This is a genomic window from Desulfurispirillum indicum S5 (assembly GCF_000177635.2).
Lineage (GTDB): Bacteria > Chrysiogenota > Chrysiogenetes > Chrysiogenales > Chrysiogenaceae > Desulfurispirillum > Desulfurispirillum indicum.
The window spans coordinates 2,044,282-2,059,915 of the sequence record NC_014836.1 but is presented as its reverse complement, the minus strand read 5'-3'; the positions used below and the strand labels follow the sequence as shown (position 1 = coordinate 2,059,915).

At 58.6% G+C, this 15,634-nt stretch carries 16 protein-coding genes; 14 read left to right on the top strand and 2 right to left on the bottom strand.

Translation table 11 applies throughout. The features are described 5' to 3' along the window. Window positions 1-54 precede the first annotated feature (54 nt). Window positions 55-519 carry a bacteriohemerythrin gene (locus SELIN_RS09700; RefSeq protein WP_013506488.1) on the top strand — a complete coding sequence of 155 codons (465 nt, stop codon included), beginning with the start codon at window positions 55-57 and terminating at the stop codon, window positions 517-519. A gap of 47 nt (window positions 520-566) precedes the next feature. Here SELIN_RS09700 and SELIN_RS09695 read toward each other — a convergent pair whose 3' ends face one another. Both SELIN_RS09695 and SELIN_RS09690 read right to left on the bottom strand, forming a co-directional pair. Continuing rightward, complete coding sequence (locus SELIN_RS09695; protein WP_013506487.1) at window positions 567-1,421, bottom strand: HDOD domain-containing protein; 855 nt, start codon at window positions 1,419-1,421, stop codon at window positions 567-569. Next, complete coding sequence (locus SELIN_RS09690; protein WP_013506486.1) at window positions 1,418-1,894, bottom strand: chemotaxis protein CheD; 477 nt, start codon at window positions 1,892-1,894, stop codon at window positions 1,418-1,420. Before SELIN_RS09690 ends, SELIN_RS09695 begins: the two co-directional genes overlap by 4 nt. 150 nt (window positions 1,895-2,044) lie before the next feature. On the opposite strand from SELIN_RS09690, the gene SELIN_RS09685 reads away from it, so the two are divergent. From SELIN_RS09685 to SELIN_RS09620, 13 genes are all read left to right on the top strand, one after another. After that, window positions 2,045-3,667, top strand: a complete 1,623-nt coding sequence (locus SELIN_RS09685) for a UbiD family decarboxylase (protein ID WP_198007083.1) — start codon at window positions 2,045-2,047, stop codon at window positions 3,665-3,667. A gap of 48 nt (window positions 3,668-3,715) precedes the next feature. Then, window positions 3,716-4,300, top strand: coding sequence for an imidazoleglycerol-phosphate dehydratase HisB (hisB, locus tag SELIN_RS09680; RefSeq protein WP_013506484.1), 585 nt, complete (start codon window positions 3,716-3,718; stop codon window positions 4,298-4,300). After that, on the top strand, window positions 4,300-4,929 hold the full coding sequence (gene hisH, locus SELIN_RS09675; protein WP_013506483.1) for an imidazole glycerol phosphate synthase subunit HisH: 630 nt from the start codon (window positions 4,300-4,302) through the stop codon (window positions 4,927-4,929). Before hisB ends, hisH begins: the two co-directional genes overlap by 1 nt. Window positions 4,930-4,935: 6 nt before the next feature. Next, window positions 4,936-5,661, top strand: coding sequence for a 1-(5-phosphoribosyl)-5-[(5-phosphoribosylamino)methylideneamino]imidazole-4-carboxamide isomerase (gene hisA / locus SELIN_RS09670; protein ID WP_013506482.1), 726 nt, complete (start codon window positions 4,936-4,938; stop codon window positions 5,659-5,661). 1,291 nt (window positions 5,662-6,952) lie between these two features. Continuing rightward, window positions 6,953-9,052, top strand: coding sequence for an EAL domain-containing protein (locus tag SELIN_RS09660; protein WP_013506480.1), 2,100 nt, complete (start codon window positions 6,953-6,955; stop codon window positions 9,050-9,052). A 76-nt stretch (window positions 9,053-9,128) separates the two neighbouring features. Beyond that, window positions 9,129-10,112, top strand: a complete 984-nt coding sequence (locus SELIN_RS09655) for an NAD(P)-dependent oxidoreductase (protein WP_013506479.1) — start codon at window positions 9,129-9,131, stop codon at window positions 10,110-10,112. 10 nt (window positions 10,113-10,122) lie between these two features. After that, entirely contained in the window at window positions 10,123-10,665 is a 543-nt protein-coding gene (locus SELIN_RS14125) for a Na+/H+ antiporter subunit E (protein ID WP_013506478.1), read from the top strand. Further along, window positions 10,662-10,922, top strand: coding sequence for an MrpF/PhaF family protein (locus SELIN_RS09645; RefSeq protein ID WP_013506477.1), 261 nt, complete (start codon window positions 10,662-10,664; stop codon window positions 10,920-10,922). Before SELIN_RS14125 ends, SELIN_RS09645 begins: the two co-directional genes overlap by 4 nt. Before the next feature lie 114 nt (window positions 10,923-11,036). After that, entirely contained in the window at window positions 11,037-11,345 is a 309-nt protein-coding gene (gene mnhG, locus SELIN_RS09640; protein ID WP_013506476.1) for a monovalent cation/H(+) antiporter subunit G, read from the top strand. Beyond that, the gene (locus SELIN_RS09635) at window positions 11,342-12,304 is read left to right on the top strand and encodes a hydrogenase subunit MbhD domain-containing protein (RefSeq protein WP_013506475.1); all 963 of its coding nucleotides are present in this window, start codon (window positions 11,342-11,344) and stop codon (window positions 12,302-12,304) included. The genes mnhG and SELIN_RS09635 overlap by 4 nt, the downstream gene beginning before the upstream one ends. Beyond that, window positions 12,301-12,648 (top strand): NADH-quinone oxidoreductase subunit K, encoded by a 348-nt coding sequence (locus SELIN_RS09630; RefSeq protein ID WP_013506474.1) that lies wholly within the window; start codon window positions 12,301-12,303, stop codon window positions 12,646-12,648. Before SELIN_RS09635 ends, SELIN_RS09630 begins: the two co-directional genes overlap by 4 nt. Next, complete coding sequence (locus tag SELIN_RS09625) at window positions 12,645-14,144, top strand: complex I subunit 5 family protein (RefSeq protein WP_013506473.1); 1,500 nt, start codon at window positions 12,645-12,647, stop codon at window positions 14,142-14,144. The genes SELIN_RS09630 and SELIN_RS09625 overlap by 4 nt, the downstream gene beginning before the upstream one ends. Continuing rightward, the gene (locus tag SELIN_RS09620; protein WP_013506472.1) at window positions 14,141-15,634 is read left to right on the top strand and encodes a proton-conducting transporter transmembrane domain-containing protein; all 1,494 of its coding nucleotides are present in this window, start codon (window positions 14,141-14,143) and stop codon (window positions 15,632-15,634) included. The genes SELIN_RS09625 and SELIN_RS09620 overlap by 4 nt, the downstream gene beginning before the upstream one ends.

Sequence of the window (15,634 nt, the reverse complement as noted above, 5' to 3'; positions counted from 1 at the left end):
GCTGAAGTTTTCTCACGACACGCGCATGCGCGCGAACCCAGACAAGGAGTTATTATGGCACGATGGAATATCCCCGAATGTCAGTGGAGCGATGAGCTGCTGACCCACAATGAGAGTATTGACGCGCAGCACCGGGAACTGGTGAAGCGGATGGGGCAGTGCATTGCCTCCCTGAACGCGCCCCACGAGTTTTCCTTTGAAGAAGAGCTGGAAATTCTGGATCTTGTGGTGTTTTTGCTGGATTACGTGATTGCGCACTTTTCCCATGAAGAGCGCATTATGATTGAGAGTGATTTTCCCGATTTCCTCTCCCACCGCATAGCTCACAGCTACTACATCACGCGTCTGGTGGAATTCAAGAACCGCTTTAAACAGGAAGGCTTCAATGAAGGGCTCGCTGAAGTCTTTCACCGGGAGATCGTGGAGTGGCTGGTGAATCACATCAAGTATGATGATCGGCGCATTGCCAGCTGGAGTCAGTCCGGGGTTGCGCACAAACCGTCTCCCCGTCACCTCTGACAGGCTGGGAAGCCCTTATCTGCGGCGTTGCACGCAGTGCTCCAGGGTTATTTCACCGCGTTGCGATAGAGCTCGCTGGTACGCTGGAACGATTGCTGGAAGCGGGCGATGAGATCTTCCATCAGCCCTTCTTGCTGGGAGATTTTGTCCAGCAGCGGGTGATCGGGTGCGCACTCGACGATATATATATCGGTGCCAAGGCCCATGGAACGTGCCATGGTGTTGGCGGCTGCCACCACGTGCACCTCGGGGGCGTGTGATGGCGCTGGCGAGCAGTGGTGACGCGCCACATCGATAAAAACCGAAGGCATTTTCCACTTTTCCAGCAGGTAGGCACCCGCTTCGCCGTGGGTGAATCCGAACAATTCCCTTTCCACCTCCTCAAAGGGCCGTGAGTTCTGCCGGGTTATTTCCAGAACTTTCTGATACTCCTCATGGAGCAGGCTGTTGAGGACGATTTTCCCCACATCGTGGAGCAGACCCACGGTGAAGAGCGTGTCGCGGTTGAGCTGAGCTGAGTGCTCGCCCAGCAGTTCGGCGAAAATCGCCACCGCGATGCAGTGCTCCCAGAGCTGGCCGGGATATGCCTCGTATCCTTTGGGCAGATTCTGATAGTAACGACTGACCAGTGAAGTGATGAGAATCCGCTTGATGGTATTGCGTCCCAGGTAGGAGATGGCCATCTGGATGCTGGTAATCTCCTGGCGCACGGAGTAGTAGCCGGAATTGCACACCGCCAGGATGGACGCCGTCAGCGCCGGGTCGCAGGCCAGCTGGTCGGAAATAAGCCGCGTGTCGGAGTTTTTGTCGTCCAGCAGCTCAAGCACATGGATGACCAGGCTGGGGATGGGAGGAAGGGTGTTGATATTCTGCAGTAACTCTTCCAGGGTCAAGGGCTTCATAGGGGTTCCTCCTCAGAACATCCAATGCGAAAGGTCATGATTTTTCCCGTACCGATATGCAGGCGCAGGGAGCAGGCATCAGCGGCCTGACCGAGGCTGGCGGCGGCTATGGGGAGTCGCTCTTTTTTCAGAAAATCCAGCAGTACCCGACGGTTATGGCTTCCCAGTCCCGATGAAACCGGGTTTCCCGGCAGTCCGCCGCCACCGGCAAGGCCGATGCGGATTCTTCCAGGATCCATGCCGGCGCCATAACAGGCTTCAAAAAAGAGGGCCAGCCCAGGAATTCCGTAGAGATATGGGTTGTTGTCGGAGATGGTGCATTCAGGCAGGGCAAAGTGAAAGAGGCCACCGAGGCGTCGTTGCTGGTCGTGAACGCAGATGGCCACATTGGACACCAGTGAGCGTGTTGCCAATACATCGTCCAGATGGCTGGAGAGGAGATAAGAGCCAATATCCACAATGTGTTCACGCATTTTTTTCTACAACCTGCCCCAAAAGTCTGCTTCAAGCTCCAGGTTCATGTCTGTGCAAAGGCAGTATTGTTGCCTGGAAAACGAACTCACCATACTATAAAATGCTGTTTCCTCAAAAAAAAATTTCAGAACCCTCACCCGATGATACCTATGGAGAACCTTTTGCGACTGGACGACTACCTCACGCGCCTGGATTCAGAACACAAAATCATACACGCTGTCCAGGGTGAGTACGCCCCGACGCTGGCAGCCCGGATGGCCCTGGAGCAGCTGCGCCTCGGCGACCAGGGCTGCGCCTTGCAGCTGCATGCGCCAGCTTCAGCCGCGCTGCCCATCTCACTGGTGCTCAACACCTACTCCACCGAAGCGCGCCTGCTCAGGGCGCTGGGCATCGGTTGCGCCGATGACCTGAGCCGCAGGGTGCGTCAGGCCCTGGATACCCTGCTCCAGCCGTCAGCGGATTGGCGTACCGCCTGGAGCGCCCTGCAGGAGCCCCGGCGACAGTATCAGGACAGGAGTGCCGCATTTCCCCATAGCCTTGATCAATCCGCCTCCCTGGCGCTGCTGCCCGCCCAGCGCAATTTCCCCGCCGAGACGGGCAGCTTCCTGACCGCCGCAGTGCTCTTCGCCCGCGACGAGGCCAATGGCATCACCCACGCCGGCATCTACCGGATTGGTATTCTCGGCCCGCGAACGGCCACGGTGCATTTCCTGCCCGGCAGCGATGGCGAGCGGATCTTTCAGCGGTATCGCCAGCGCGAAGAGCCCCTGCCCGTGCATATTGCCCTGGGGGTGCCGGCATCCCTGCTGGTGGCCGCCGCCGCTCCCCTGCCACCCCAGTTGGATGAGATCAGCTTCGCCCAGTGGCTGGGTGGTCCCTTGCCCCTGGTCTCCATGGCAGGAGCAGAGATTCCCGCCGATGCGCAGATCGTGCTCAGCGGCTTTCTTCATCCCACCGAACAGCAACGGGAAAGCCCCTTCGGAAACCATACCGGCTACTATACCGAACCCCGACCCTGCCCGGTTTTTCACCTGGAACGCATGTGGCTGAAGGCGCGGCCCGTGTGTCAGGGCATTGTCACCGGCAGGCCGCCCACCGAGAGCCATGTGCTGGGCGGCGTGGTGGAGCGCATGCTTGCACCGCTGCTGAATCACAGGCTGCCAGGCATTGTGGATTTTCGCTTTCTCCCGTGGGGCATGTACCACGGTGCCGCCCTGATCCTGCTGAAACCCGGCACCGATGTCGCGGATATCCTTCCCCTGCTGCGCAGGCTGAAGCCCTTCGTCCGCTCGCGGCTGCTGGTCTTTGTGGTCAGCCATGACGGTCTTCATTGGCCACCATGGCAGACGGCGCTTGCCGGTCTGGACTGTCAGCGGGGAATTTCTCTGCATGACGGGTGTCTGGTGGTGAATGCCACCGGTTCTGCCAGCAATGGGCGGGCTTTGTCCACGCAGAGGCAAAAGCTCCTTGAGCAAATGCGACAAAAAAGTGTAGAATTCGCCTTTGCCTGGCACGGGCAGCAGAGGCGGATCGCCTTCTGCTTTGCGTCATCTTTTGCCGATGCCAGGCAAGCCGTGGAAGACAGCTCCCCACTGGCACCCGATGTGGTGGTGGTACTCAGTCCGCACCACCGTGGCGGTGACGATACGACCCTCTTCTGGCGAGCCCTGAATAACGTCGAGCTGTCCCAGGGGCTGTGCCGGGTTGGCGACACCCTGATGCTCAATGCCCTCGACACGCAGCCTCCCAGGCAACCCATTCCCCTGTGGTAGACGGGGAACTGCCGCCTGTATGAAACCGCACCCCTTGAAGGAGTTCCCATGACACGCACCGCGTCCATTGCAAGAAAGACCCGCGAAACGGAAATCCACCTGCAGCTGGATCTTGATACCACGCCTGAAGCCGCGTCAATTCGCACCCCCGTCGGCTTTTTCACCCATATGATGGAAGCCTTTGCCAAACACTCCGGCTTTGGCCTCACACTCAGCGTTGAAGGGGATGTGCACGTGGACGACCACCACAGCGTGGAAGACACGGGCATCTGCCTCGGCCAGGCCTTTCAGGAAGCCGCCGCTGACAAGTCGGGCATGGCCCGCTTTGGCTGGGCCGTCATCCCCATGGACGAAAGCCTGGTGGAAGTGAGTGTGGACTTTGGCGGACGCCCCTGCTTCGTCATGAACGGCTTTGAAATCACCGGCAAGGTGGGCAGCTTTGACGTGGAGCTGGTGCGCGAATTCTTCGCCGCCGTGGCCGCCAGTGCCGACATGAACCTGCACATCAACGTGCGTTATGGCACCAACAAGCACCACATCATCGAAGCCTGCTTCAAAGCCTTTGCCCACGCCTGCCGGCAGGCCCTGGCCCGCAACCGCGACGGTGTGCTCTCCACTAAGGGAGTCCTCTGATGGGCAGCACCCCCCGCGTTGGCATCTTCGACTACGGCATCGGCAACCTGCGCAGCGTCCAGAAAGCCTTTGAAGTTCAGGGCGTCGAAGCCCACCTCTACACCACCGCCGAACAGCTGCAGCAGTGCGACAAACTGGTGCTGCCCGGAGTCGGCGCCTTCGGCGACTGCATGAAGGGCCTGGAAGCCTCCGGCCTGCGCCCCCTGGCTGAGCAGTGGATCGCCGACGGCAAGCCCCTGCTCGGCATCTGCGTCGGTTTTCAGATGCTGCTGGAGCGCTCCCACGAATTTGGCACCCACCAAGGGCTGGGAGTCATCAAAGGCGAAGTCAAACCCTTTCGCGGCGCCGTCTCCGCCGAACTGAAAATCCCCCAGATGGGCTGGAACACCGTGCGTTTTCTGCAGCCCAGTGTCCTGACCCAGGGTCTGGCAGAGCAGGAGCACTTCTACTTCGTCCACTCCTTCTACTGCGACGTGCAGGAACCCGGAGCCATCCTGGGCCAGACCGAATACGGCATCACCTACTGCACCGCCCTGCAGAAAGGCCGCCTCTACGGCACCCAGTTCCACCCCGAAAAATCCTCCGCCGCCGGACTCCAGATACTCAAAAATTTCGCAGAAAAAGGATAAATCCCCATGATGGTAATACCCGCCATAGACCTTAAAGACGGAAATTGCGTACGCCTCGTACAGGGCGACATGCAGCAGGCAACCGTATTTGGCGACAACCCCGCTGCAATGGCCACCCGCTGGGCCAGCGCCGGAGCCGCCATGCTCCACATCGTCGACCTCAACGGCGCCTTCGCCCGCAAACCCGTCAACCAGGAAGCCATCAAGCAGATAGTCTCGGCCATCAATATACCAACAGAGCTGGGCGGCGGCATCCGCAACATGGAAACCCTGCACACCGTCATGGAGCTCGGCATTACCAACCCCATCCTGGGCACCGTGGCCGTCTCCGACCCCGAATTCGTGCGCCAGGCCTGCGCCGCCTACCCCGGCCGCGTTCGCGTGGGCATAGACGCCCAGAACGGCATGGTTGCCGTCAACGGTTGGGCCGAAATCACTGACGTACGCGCCACCGAACTGGCCAAATCCCTGGAAGACGCCGGAGTGGAAGCCATCATCTACACCGACATCTCCCGCGATGGCCTGATGCAGGGCATGAACGTGGAAGAGTGCGCCAACCTGGCCCGCAGCATCAGCATCCCCGTCATCGCCAGCGGCGGCCTGACCTCCCTGGACGACATCCGTCGCCTTAAAGAGCATGAACATGAAGGCATCTGCGGAGTCATCGCGGGCAAAGCGATCTATACCGGGGCCATCGACCTGCACGAGGCAATAGCGTTGGCAGGGGAGTGAAGAAACCCGGATGGACACGGGTACAGAACAGCCGATGACAACCGCGAATGGACGCGAATAAACGCGAATGGGGAGCTGCAAAAACAAGAGATATTATCCGCAGATGGACGCAGATTTGCAGATAAATGCAGGGTGGTGAAGACAGGTTTCTCACGGAGCACGCAGGGACGCGAAGGAAAGGCGGTGAGATTAACCACGGAATACACAGAGGGCACGGAAAGAGGAGAGGCAGATTTCGTAGATAAAGGCAAATAGAGAAAGGCAGTTTCTCACGCCAAGGCGCAAAGACGCCAGGGGAAATCCTAGCAGCCGTTTGTAACCACGGATGGACTCGGATAAAGACGGATGTGGAAAAACGGAACAGCCGATGACAACCGCGAATGGACGCGAATAAACGCGAATGAAATCAGGCTTTCACCTGAGCCAGTTTCTCCATTAAACATGCAATTTGAAAAAGCGTACTTCTGAAGCGAAGCATTGTCGCGCCAGTCGATTCAGTCTGCATGATATCATGGTAAATGTTACGGGACACTGTTAACATCCATGAAAATGACAGATATGTGATTTTGCTCCTGAATCGGCTCATGGAAATGCTCTGCGTTTAGATCGACTTAACAAGCTACTCCCCCCATCTGCGGTGTTGCCGTTGTCGTTTGCACTCCATGTGCTTTCCCATTCGCGGTTACTTCCGCGCTTTCCTTAGCGAGCTTTGCGGCGAGAGGTATGTCTTCCCCTCTTTTTCCGTGCCCTCCGTGTTTTCCGTGGTCAAATCTTTCCCTGCCTTTTCACTGCGTCTCTGCGTGCTCCGCGAGAAACCTGTCTTCATGTTCCACTGCATTTATCTGCGCAAATCTGCGTCCATCTGCGGACAGTACCGCCTTCTCTTCCCATAGACCTTGTATGACATTTCCTCATTCGCGGGTATTTGCGTCCATTTGCGGTAACTGCCCTGCCTTCCGTGGTTAATCCCCTTGCCTTTCCTTGGCGTCTTTGTGAGCTTGGTGTGAGAAATTGCCTTTCTGCAGTTGTCTTTCTCTGCGCGTTTCTCCGTGTCCGTTTGCGGTAAACCTGGCTGTTGCTCTCTTCCCCCGATGCTTTGAGGGCTGTGTGCGAGGTGCTGTCTTTGATTGTTTTCCCCTGGATCAAAGAAGGGTATCGTGGGAACTGGTCGGGTGTGGTATAAGAGAGTGGTTCCCATGGACAGGATTTTTCTGACATGCCTGTGTATCAGACGATGCGTCAGTACCGCTTTCTCCAATAACCGTTTCCATACAGACACAGGTGGTGTCCTATGCCTGCGGAATTTTTGGCCAGAACCGAGCGGCGTCTTTTCAGGCGTATTCTGAGGGGGTTTGTTCTGCTGATTGCCTTTCTGGCTTTCGGTCTCAGCGGATTTTACTCCTATCAGCAGCTTCAGCTTCTGAAGCAGTACAGCAGCGATTTTAAAGATTCCTATATCGACAGCCAGTTTGCTCTTCTGCGCGAGCACCTGCAGCGCGAGGTGACGATAATTCGCTCAGAGCTGCTCCAGGGCACGTTTGATCCTGCCATGACTCTGGAGCGCCTGCGCCAGCATCGCATCGGTCCGAGGCTCAATGGCTACTTCTTTGCCCTGGAGGTGAGGAGTATGCGTGGCGGCCCGGATTTTGCCCGGCATCTGCTGTTGCCGATAGATCCTTCCCAGGTCGGTGTCCCCATGGACTCGTCATTGCAGGACAAGCATGGTTTTGCCTACCGCGAAGTCTATCTGCAGCAGCTGCGGGAAACGGGTACGGCGCGGGTTACCTACTGGTACGAAAAGCCGGATGCCGAGCGAACCGTCAGCGAAAAGACCAGTTATCTGGTGCTTCTGCCTGAGCTGGACTGGATTATTGGTGCAGGTCTCTATCTTGATGACATTGAAGAGGTTATTGCCTCCCATACCCACCAGCAGCGCCAGCGTCTGCTGGCCAGCTTTGTCTTCTCGGTGCTGATCACGGCGGTCTTTATTGTGGCGGCGCTGTACTTTGCCTGGAATTATAATCTGAACCTGATGTCCCTGCTGAGGAGTCTGCGCAAGCAGATCCAGGATCGCGAAGAGAAGCTGGTTGCCCTGAATAACAGTCTGCAGAACCGGGTGGACCAGGCGGCTGTCGAGCTGGAGCGTCAGTATCTGGTGGATGCGCTGACGGGCATGGGCAATCGCGCTCGTCTGGCCAGGGATCTGGCTTTTGTGCGCAGTCCACGTACCTTCTGCCTGGTGGATGTGGATGGTTTTCGGGAGATTAACGAAATATTCGGCATCAGCAGTGGCGATATTCTGCTGCAGGAGCTGGCTCGCCGCATTCAGGAGTGCTGTGAGGGCGGGGTGGTCTACCGTTTTTCCGGCGACAACTTTGTGGTTCTCTGTCCCCGGGTTGAGGATTCAGCACTGAGCCGCTACCTGGAAACTCTCCACGACTGCCTGGTGGATAATTCCCACACACCTCCCGCTATTGCCGATGTGCAGTTCAATGTGACGGTAGTGGGCACCAACGAGGCTTCCAATCCCCTTGGACGCCTGGAGATGACCATGCATCACGCCAAGGCGCAGCGCCGCAATACCTTGTGCTATTCCGAGGAGTTTAACGCGGTGCAGCGCTATCGCCAGAATATTGCCATCACGCAGAAGATCCGGCAGGCGATTGATGAGGATAGTGTCTTTCCGGTGTTTCAGCCTATCTGCGACCTGCAGAGCTGCGAGATTACCAAGTATGAGTGTCTGATGCGCATCCGCCATGGCGACGAGGTCCTGAGTCCCGGAGAGTTTCTCAGTGTGGCTCAGCGCTCCAAACTCTACCCGCGCCTGGTGGGGATCATGCTGCGCAAATCCTTTGCAGCCTTTGCCAACAACCATTACATGTTCAGCATCAATCTCTCCTACGCCGACATCGTCAACGAGGATATCCGCCAGTCCATCATGGATCTGCTGACGCCTCACAACGCAGCTCGCGTGATTTTTGAGATCCTGGAGTCAGAAGGTATCGACAACTACGGGGAGGTTTCGCGCTTTATTCAGCAGGTCAAGGAGCTGGGGTGCAAGGTTGCCATTGACGATTTCGGCAGCGGATACTCCAACTTTGAACACATCATGAAGCTGCAGGTTGACTATATCAAGCTCGATGGCTCACTGGTGCATGGTCTGCGCGACGACCCCAGGAATCTCCATATAGTGGAAAGTATTGTCTTTTTCGCCGGGAAGGTGGGCATTCACATCGTGGCCGAGTTTGTCAGCGAACAGGAGCTGGTGGAAATAGTCCGGCGTCTGGGTATCGCCTATGCCCAGGGGTATGCCATCGGCAGGCCAGAGCCGGAGCTTCTGCTTCAGCCGCCATTTGAGTGTGGGAACGGGAGCCGTCCCCTGGGTGAATGATTATTTTCAGCCAGCCGCTGCTGTGGTACAAAAATGACGCGGTGGGATCAAAACCTGCCCTTCGTGAGGAGAGTCTATGCTGGACGTTTTTTTCTATGAAGCCTTTGAAGAAGAAGCCGAGGCGCTGCGCCGTTTCCTGCCTGCCGGGATTCGGGCCGGGTTCACTGCCCATACCATTCAGGAGGAACGCCACGTTCACCCTCCCGCGGATATCATCAGCATCCGTACTCAGTCGGCGATTCCCGGACACTGGGCAACGGCGCTCAAAGGAGTACTCAGCCGCAGTACGGGCTTTGATCATATTCAGCGCTATCGTTGGGAAACCGGCCACTCGGTGCATGCCGGCTACCTGCCCCTCTACTGTCATCGCTCCGTCGCGGAGCAGGCCATGCTCCTGTGGATGGCTCTGCTGCGCCGTCTGCCCCAGCAGATGGATCAGTTCAACAGGTTTCACCGCGACGGCATCACGGGTTGTGAGGCGGCGGGGCGCACCCTCATGGTGGCGGGCGTCGGCAATATCGGCTACGAGGTCTGTCGCATCGGTCGCGGCCTGGACATGGAGGTGATCGGTGTCGATATCGATGAGCGTCACCGCGATGTCTACTACCTGGGCCCCGATGAGGCCATCGGCCGGGCTGATGTGATCGTCTGTTCCATGTCCCTTAACCACGGCAACCGCCACTACTTCAACTCCACTCGCTTTCAGCAGGCCAAACGGGGTGCGGTGTTTGTCAATATCGCCAGGGGCGAGCTCTCGCCGGCCATTGATCTGGTTGAGGCGCTGGATATGGGCGTGCTCTCCGGTGTCGCGCTGGATGTGTATGAGGAGGAAAAGGAGCTGGCCGTCAGCCTGCGCGAAGGCGGTAGTGCCGCCAGTGACAGTGCCCGCTGGACCATGGAACTGGCGAAGCGGCAGAATGTCATCCTGACGCCCCATAATGCCTTCAATACCACCGAATCGGTGCAGCGCAAATCCCGCCAGAGTGTGGAGCAGGTGGAGCACTTCCTGCTGCACGGTGCTTTCCTGTGGCCGGTGCCCAGTCAGCACGGGCCGGGTTAAGGAGGCGGCTGTGCCCCTGTTTCGTTCGCCACGTCTGCGCCTGCTGCTCTATGTCTACTACCTGCTGTTCTTCTGCTTCCTGTGGGCGATTGTCTCCGGTAACCAGGGCTGGGGTATCGGCCTGATTGCCATTGCCGGTGCCATGGTAAGCGTCACCCTGTTCCCGGTTCCCCTGCTGAACTTTCATCCCCGCAAGGCTCTGGGTTTCTTTTTCTATTTTGTCACCAATTCCCTGCAAAGTGGTATTTCCGTCGCGCGTATCGCCTTCCATCCCGCGCTGCCCCTCTACCCGTTCTGGATGCGTTACCGCTTTCACCTGCCGCCAGGGCCGGCCCGTACCCTCTTTGTGGCCATCATCAGTCTGCTGCCGGGAACGCTCAGCGCCGACATGGAAGAGGATTTCGTGCGTATCCACACCGTGGGGGCCGACAGTACTGCCACCCGCGAGCGCCTCGCGAAACAACTTTTTGACCTTGAGGAGCATGTGGCCGCAACTTTCGGTGAGAAGCTTGACGCCGATCAGCAATCCATAGAACAGGAGTATGGCCTATGAGCGCCTGGTATCTGGGAGCAGCTCTCTTTTTATTGCTGAACCTCTTCGCGGGGCTGCTGCGTGTCTTTCGCGGCCCCACCCATGCCGACCGCATGCTCTCGGTGGAGCTCTTCGGTACCACTACGGTTGCCATGCTCCTGCTGCTGGCCTACGCCATGGATATGACCGCCCTGCTGGACGTGGCCTTGCTGCTGGTACTGCTGGCAGTGGTGGCCACCATCGCCTTTGTGCGGGGTACCGGGAAGTTCTTCCGCTGAGCGGCCTCTGCCCCTGTGTGCCGAGAGGCGTTTCCCTTCCAGAGAGATCTTTGTGTGCTTGGTGCAGGAGCCATCTTTTGGTATGCTTTTGCGAACCCTGAGGAGGTGCATGCTGTGCTGGAAATTCTGTCCATCATCCTGATCATCATCGGCTGCATCTTTTTTTTCGCTGGCACGGTGGGCCTGCTGCGCTTTCCTGACGTCTTCACTCGCCTGCATGCCCTGACCAAAGCCGACAACGTGGGACTGGGTTTTGTATGCCTGGGCCTGGTGGTCAATGCGGCTTCCATCTGGGTTGCCCTCAAAATTTTTCTGATCTGGCTGCTGGCCCTCTTCGCTTCCACGGTTTCCTGTTATCTGCTGGCTCGCTATGGCCTCTACAGCATGCTGCGCGGTGGTGAGAAGCGGGATGGTGGGTCATGACGACCCTTGGTTCCCTGTTCGATCTGCTGCTGGCAATCGGCCTGCTGTGGCTGGCCTGGCGGACGCTGGTGCATCCCCAGCTCTTTCGCTCACTGGTGTTCTTCGTGGTCTTTGGCCTGGTGATGGCGATCTCCTGGGCCCGCCTCCAGGCGCCCGACCTGGCCCTGGTGGAAGCGGCGGTGGGGGCGGGCCTGACCGGAGCCATGCTCCTCAATACCTATCGCGATCTGGAAAAGGGGAAGCCGGGCCACTGGAGCGAGCTGCATGATGAGCTGGAGGCTTCCCGCCTCAATCCTTCCACATTGTTTCTTTCGGCGGGTGCCCTGGTGCTGCTGGCCCTGCTGGGCTGGAGTCTGTGGCGTCTGCCCGACTCGGAGCTGCTGATTGCCGGCGCGGTGCAGCAGAACCTTGCCCACAGCGGCGCTTCCCATCCGGTAACGGCGGTTCTGCTGAACTTTCGCGGCTACGATACCCTGCTGGAAATCGTGGTGTTGTTTCTGGCTATTATCGGCGTCTGGAGTTTCCACGTCCTCTCTCCCATCGATGATGGCCGTCAGCTTCCCCTGGACTACTCCGAGCTGGTGGTGGCACTGGTGCACCGCCTGGTTCCCCTGATTATTATCGTTTCCGGATACCTGCTCTGGGTAGGGGCCCACGGGCCTGGCGGCGCCTTTCAGGCGGGGGTTATCCTGGCTTCCATCGGCATTATCTTCAGCCTGACCGGAAATCTGGCACCGGCGGCGGAATCGACGCCGGGAGTTCGCTTCTTCATCATTCTCGGGCTGCTGGTCTTTATCGGGGTTGGCTTTGGTACCATGATCTTCCACGAAGGCTTTCTGGATTTTCCCCATGCCTGGGCCGGCGCGCTGATTCTCACCATAGAGTTCTCCCTGATGATCTCCATTGCCTTGATCCTGGTGCTGCTCTTCAACAACGCAGCGGGGATGAGGCGACGATGAGTCAGTTTGCCATTTTCGGAACCACGTCCATTATCCTCTTTGCCATGGGGCTGTATGGCATATTCACGCGTCCCCATCTCTTTCGCAAGATTCTGGCCGCCAATATCATGGCCGTATCGGTTTTCCTGCTGCTGATCACCATTGCCCAGCGCAATCCCGAGCTGGCGGACCCGGTTCCCCACGCCATGGTGCTGACGGGGATCGTGGTTTCCGTCAGTGCCACCGCCTTCGGCCTGTCGCTGCTGCGCCGCCTGAATCGTCGTCAGATTCCGCCCTATCTGGATGTCTGTGTCGAGCCCGAAGCCGACGCGCGCGCGGTGACCAAAACCGGGGAGGAGACATGAGTGCCTTCCTGTCTCTGGATGCCGCTTCGTCCATGGTTTTGCTGGTTTTTGTTCCCCTGCTGGGGGCGATGTTCTGCTTTCTGGCCAGTCTGCGCTCCTCGTTGTGGATACTGTGGCTGGCGGTTTTTTCATCGCTTCTGCTGGCGCTGTTGCAGCTCAGCAGCGGGGTTGCCCGGACCAGAGTGGTGCACTACGCCATGGGAGGGTGGGAGCCGCCCCTGGGCATTGCTTTCGCCGCCGATGGCTTCAGCCTGCTGCTGCTGTGGCTGACCTGGTTCTGCGGTGTCTGCATCGGCCTGTACGCTCTTGGCTACTGGCGGGAGCGCACGGCGCGGCAACACCTTTTCTGGAGTGCGTTTTTCGTGTTGATCGCGGCACTGAACGCCCTCTACCTGTCGGCGGATATTTTTAATCTCTATATCACCCTGGAGCTGCTCACCTTCGCCTCCATTGCCCTGATCACATTGGCGGCTACCACTCCGGCCTTTCATGCCAGTATGCGCTATCTGATTGCCGCCATGGTAGGGTCTCTTGTCTACCTGCTGGGGGTGGCGCTGGCCTATGCGGGCGCGGGAACCCTCAACCTGTATGCCCTGGGTCAGAATCTGGATATGTCGCAACCCTACGCCTTTGCGGCGCTGGGACTCATGTCCTGCGGACTGTTCATCAAATCCGCCCTCTTTCCGCTGCATTTCTGGCTTCCCCCTGCCCACTCCAGCGCGCCGGCACCGGTGAGCGCCCTGCTCTCGGCTCTGGTGGTGAAGGGCTCGTTGTACCTGCTGATACGACTGTGGTTCTGGCCTTTTGCTGAGTTGAACTCGGTTCTGACCGGGCAGTTGATCGGTCTGCTGGGATCCTGTGCCATCCTCTACGGCTCGCTGCAGGCCTTGCGACAGGAGCGTCTGAAGCTGATTATCGCCTATTCCACGGTAGCCCAGCTTGGCTATATGCTGCTGCTGTTTCCCCTGGCAACCCTTGTGGCATGGCACGGAGCCATGTACCAGCTGCTGGCCCATGGCCTGGCCAAGTCGGCGCTCTTTCTGGCGGCGGGCAATGTGATCCTCGTCAACGGCCATGATCGCCTGGAGGGGCTGCGTATGCCCCACTCCCACCTGGCGGTGAGCCTCTTTGCCTTTGCACTGGGGGCCATCAGTATTATGGGCCTGCCACCCAGCGGCGGCTTTCTGGCCAAATGGCTGCTGCTGCGGGCAGCCATGAACCTGGGCCAGTGGTGGTGGGCCCTGGTTGCCCTGGTGGGAGGACTGCTGGCGGCGGCTTACCTCTTTAAGGTTCTGCGTGCCATTTTTATGCGGGAAGCCGATGGCAGCGCCATATCCCGCTCCACGGCCACGCCTGTTGCGCGAATACCCTTTGCCATGAACGCGGCTCCACTGATTCTGGCTCTGGGGGCCATAGCCATGGGTTTTCTGGGAATGCCGGTCTTTGATATGCTGACGGCGTCTTTTCCGGTGGATACGCCGGGAGGTGCGCCATGATCTACAGCCTGCTGCCCCTGTGGATTCTCCTGACGCCCCTGACGGCAGCCCTGATTATATTTGCCCTTGGGGAAGAACGCCAGTTCCTGCGGATCGTGGTCAATATCCTGGCAGCGGTGCTCAAGATGGTGCTGGTGGGGATCATGCTCTGGGGGGTGGAGCGTGGTCACTTCTTTGGCCTCACCTTTGAGGTGGTGCCGGGCATCTCTCTGGCGTTCTTCGCCGATGGCTTCACCATGCTCTTTCTGGTGCTCTCAGCGCTGCTGTGGCTGATTACCACTATCTACGCCATTGCCTACCTGGAACACGCCCCGAACCGCTGCCGTTTCTTCGGCTTCTTCAGCCTGTGCATGGCAGCCACCATGGGGATTGCCACGGCGGCCAACATGTTCACCTTCTTCATCTTCTACGAACTGCTCACCCTGTCCACCTATCCGCTGGTTGTGCATCGCGGCACAGCCAAGGCACTGCGTGGCGGGAAAGTCTACCTGGCCTATACCCTTGGCGGCGGAGCGCTGCTGCTGCTGGGCATGGTCTGGTTGCAGAGCCTGGGTGGCGGACAGCACTTTGTGGAGGGGGGGACCATCGGGTTTCTGCTGGCGGAATATCGCTGGCAGCTACAGGCGATATTCGTGCTCATGATCATCGGTGTGGGGGTCAAGTCCGCTCTGATTCCCTTCCATGGCTGGCTGCCTGAAGCCATGGTGGCCCCCGCGCCGGTCAGCGCCCTGCTGCATGCGGTTGCGGTGGTGAAAGCGGGAGCCTTCGGCATTGTGCGCATCGTCCACGATGTCTTCGGGGTGCCCCTGGTCAAACTTCTGGGTATGGCGCAGATCCTGCTGATCTTTGCCGCCGCGACCATTGTCTACGGCTCGGTGCGCGCCCTGATGCAGACGGATATCAAGAAACGGCTGGCCTACTCCACGGTCAGTCAGGTCTCCTATATTACCCTGGGTATCGCCATGGGCAGCCCACTGGCGGCCATGGGGGGGATTGTGCACCTGATGCACCAGGGACTGATGAAAATCACCCTCTTCTTCTGTGCCGGAAATCTGGCGGAGACGTATGACATCAGTCGTGTTGATCAGATGAACGGCATCGCCCGGCGCATGCCCTGGACCATGGGCGCCTTCAGCCTGGCGGCACTGGCCATGATCGGCATTCCGCCCATGGCTGGCTTCATCAGCAAGTGGTACCTGGGGCTTGGCGCGGTGGAGTCCCGCCACTACTGGGTTATCGCTGTGCTACTGGCCAGCACCATCCTCAATGCCGCCTACTTCCTGCCCCTGATCTATCGCGCCTGGTTCAGGCAGCCCACCATTGAATGGCCCCGTCCTTCGGAGCTGGGGTTTCGCCATGAGACGCATCTTGGCCTGTTGATTCCGACTCTGATTACGGCTCTCCTGGCTTTGAGCGCCGGACTTTTCGCCGGCGTGGCCTACAGTCCGAAAAGCTGGGTGGAGTTTATCGTGCGCGGCCTGGTGATGTGA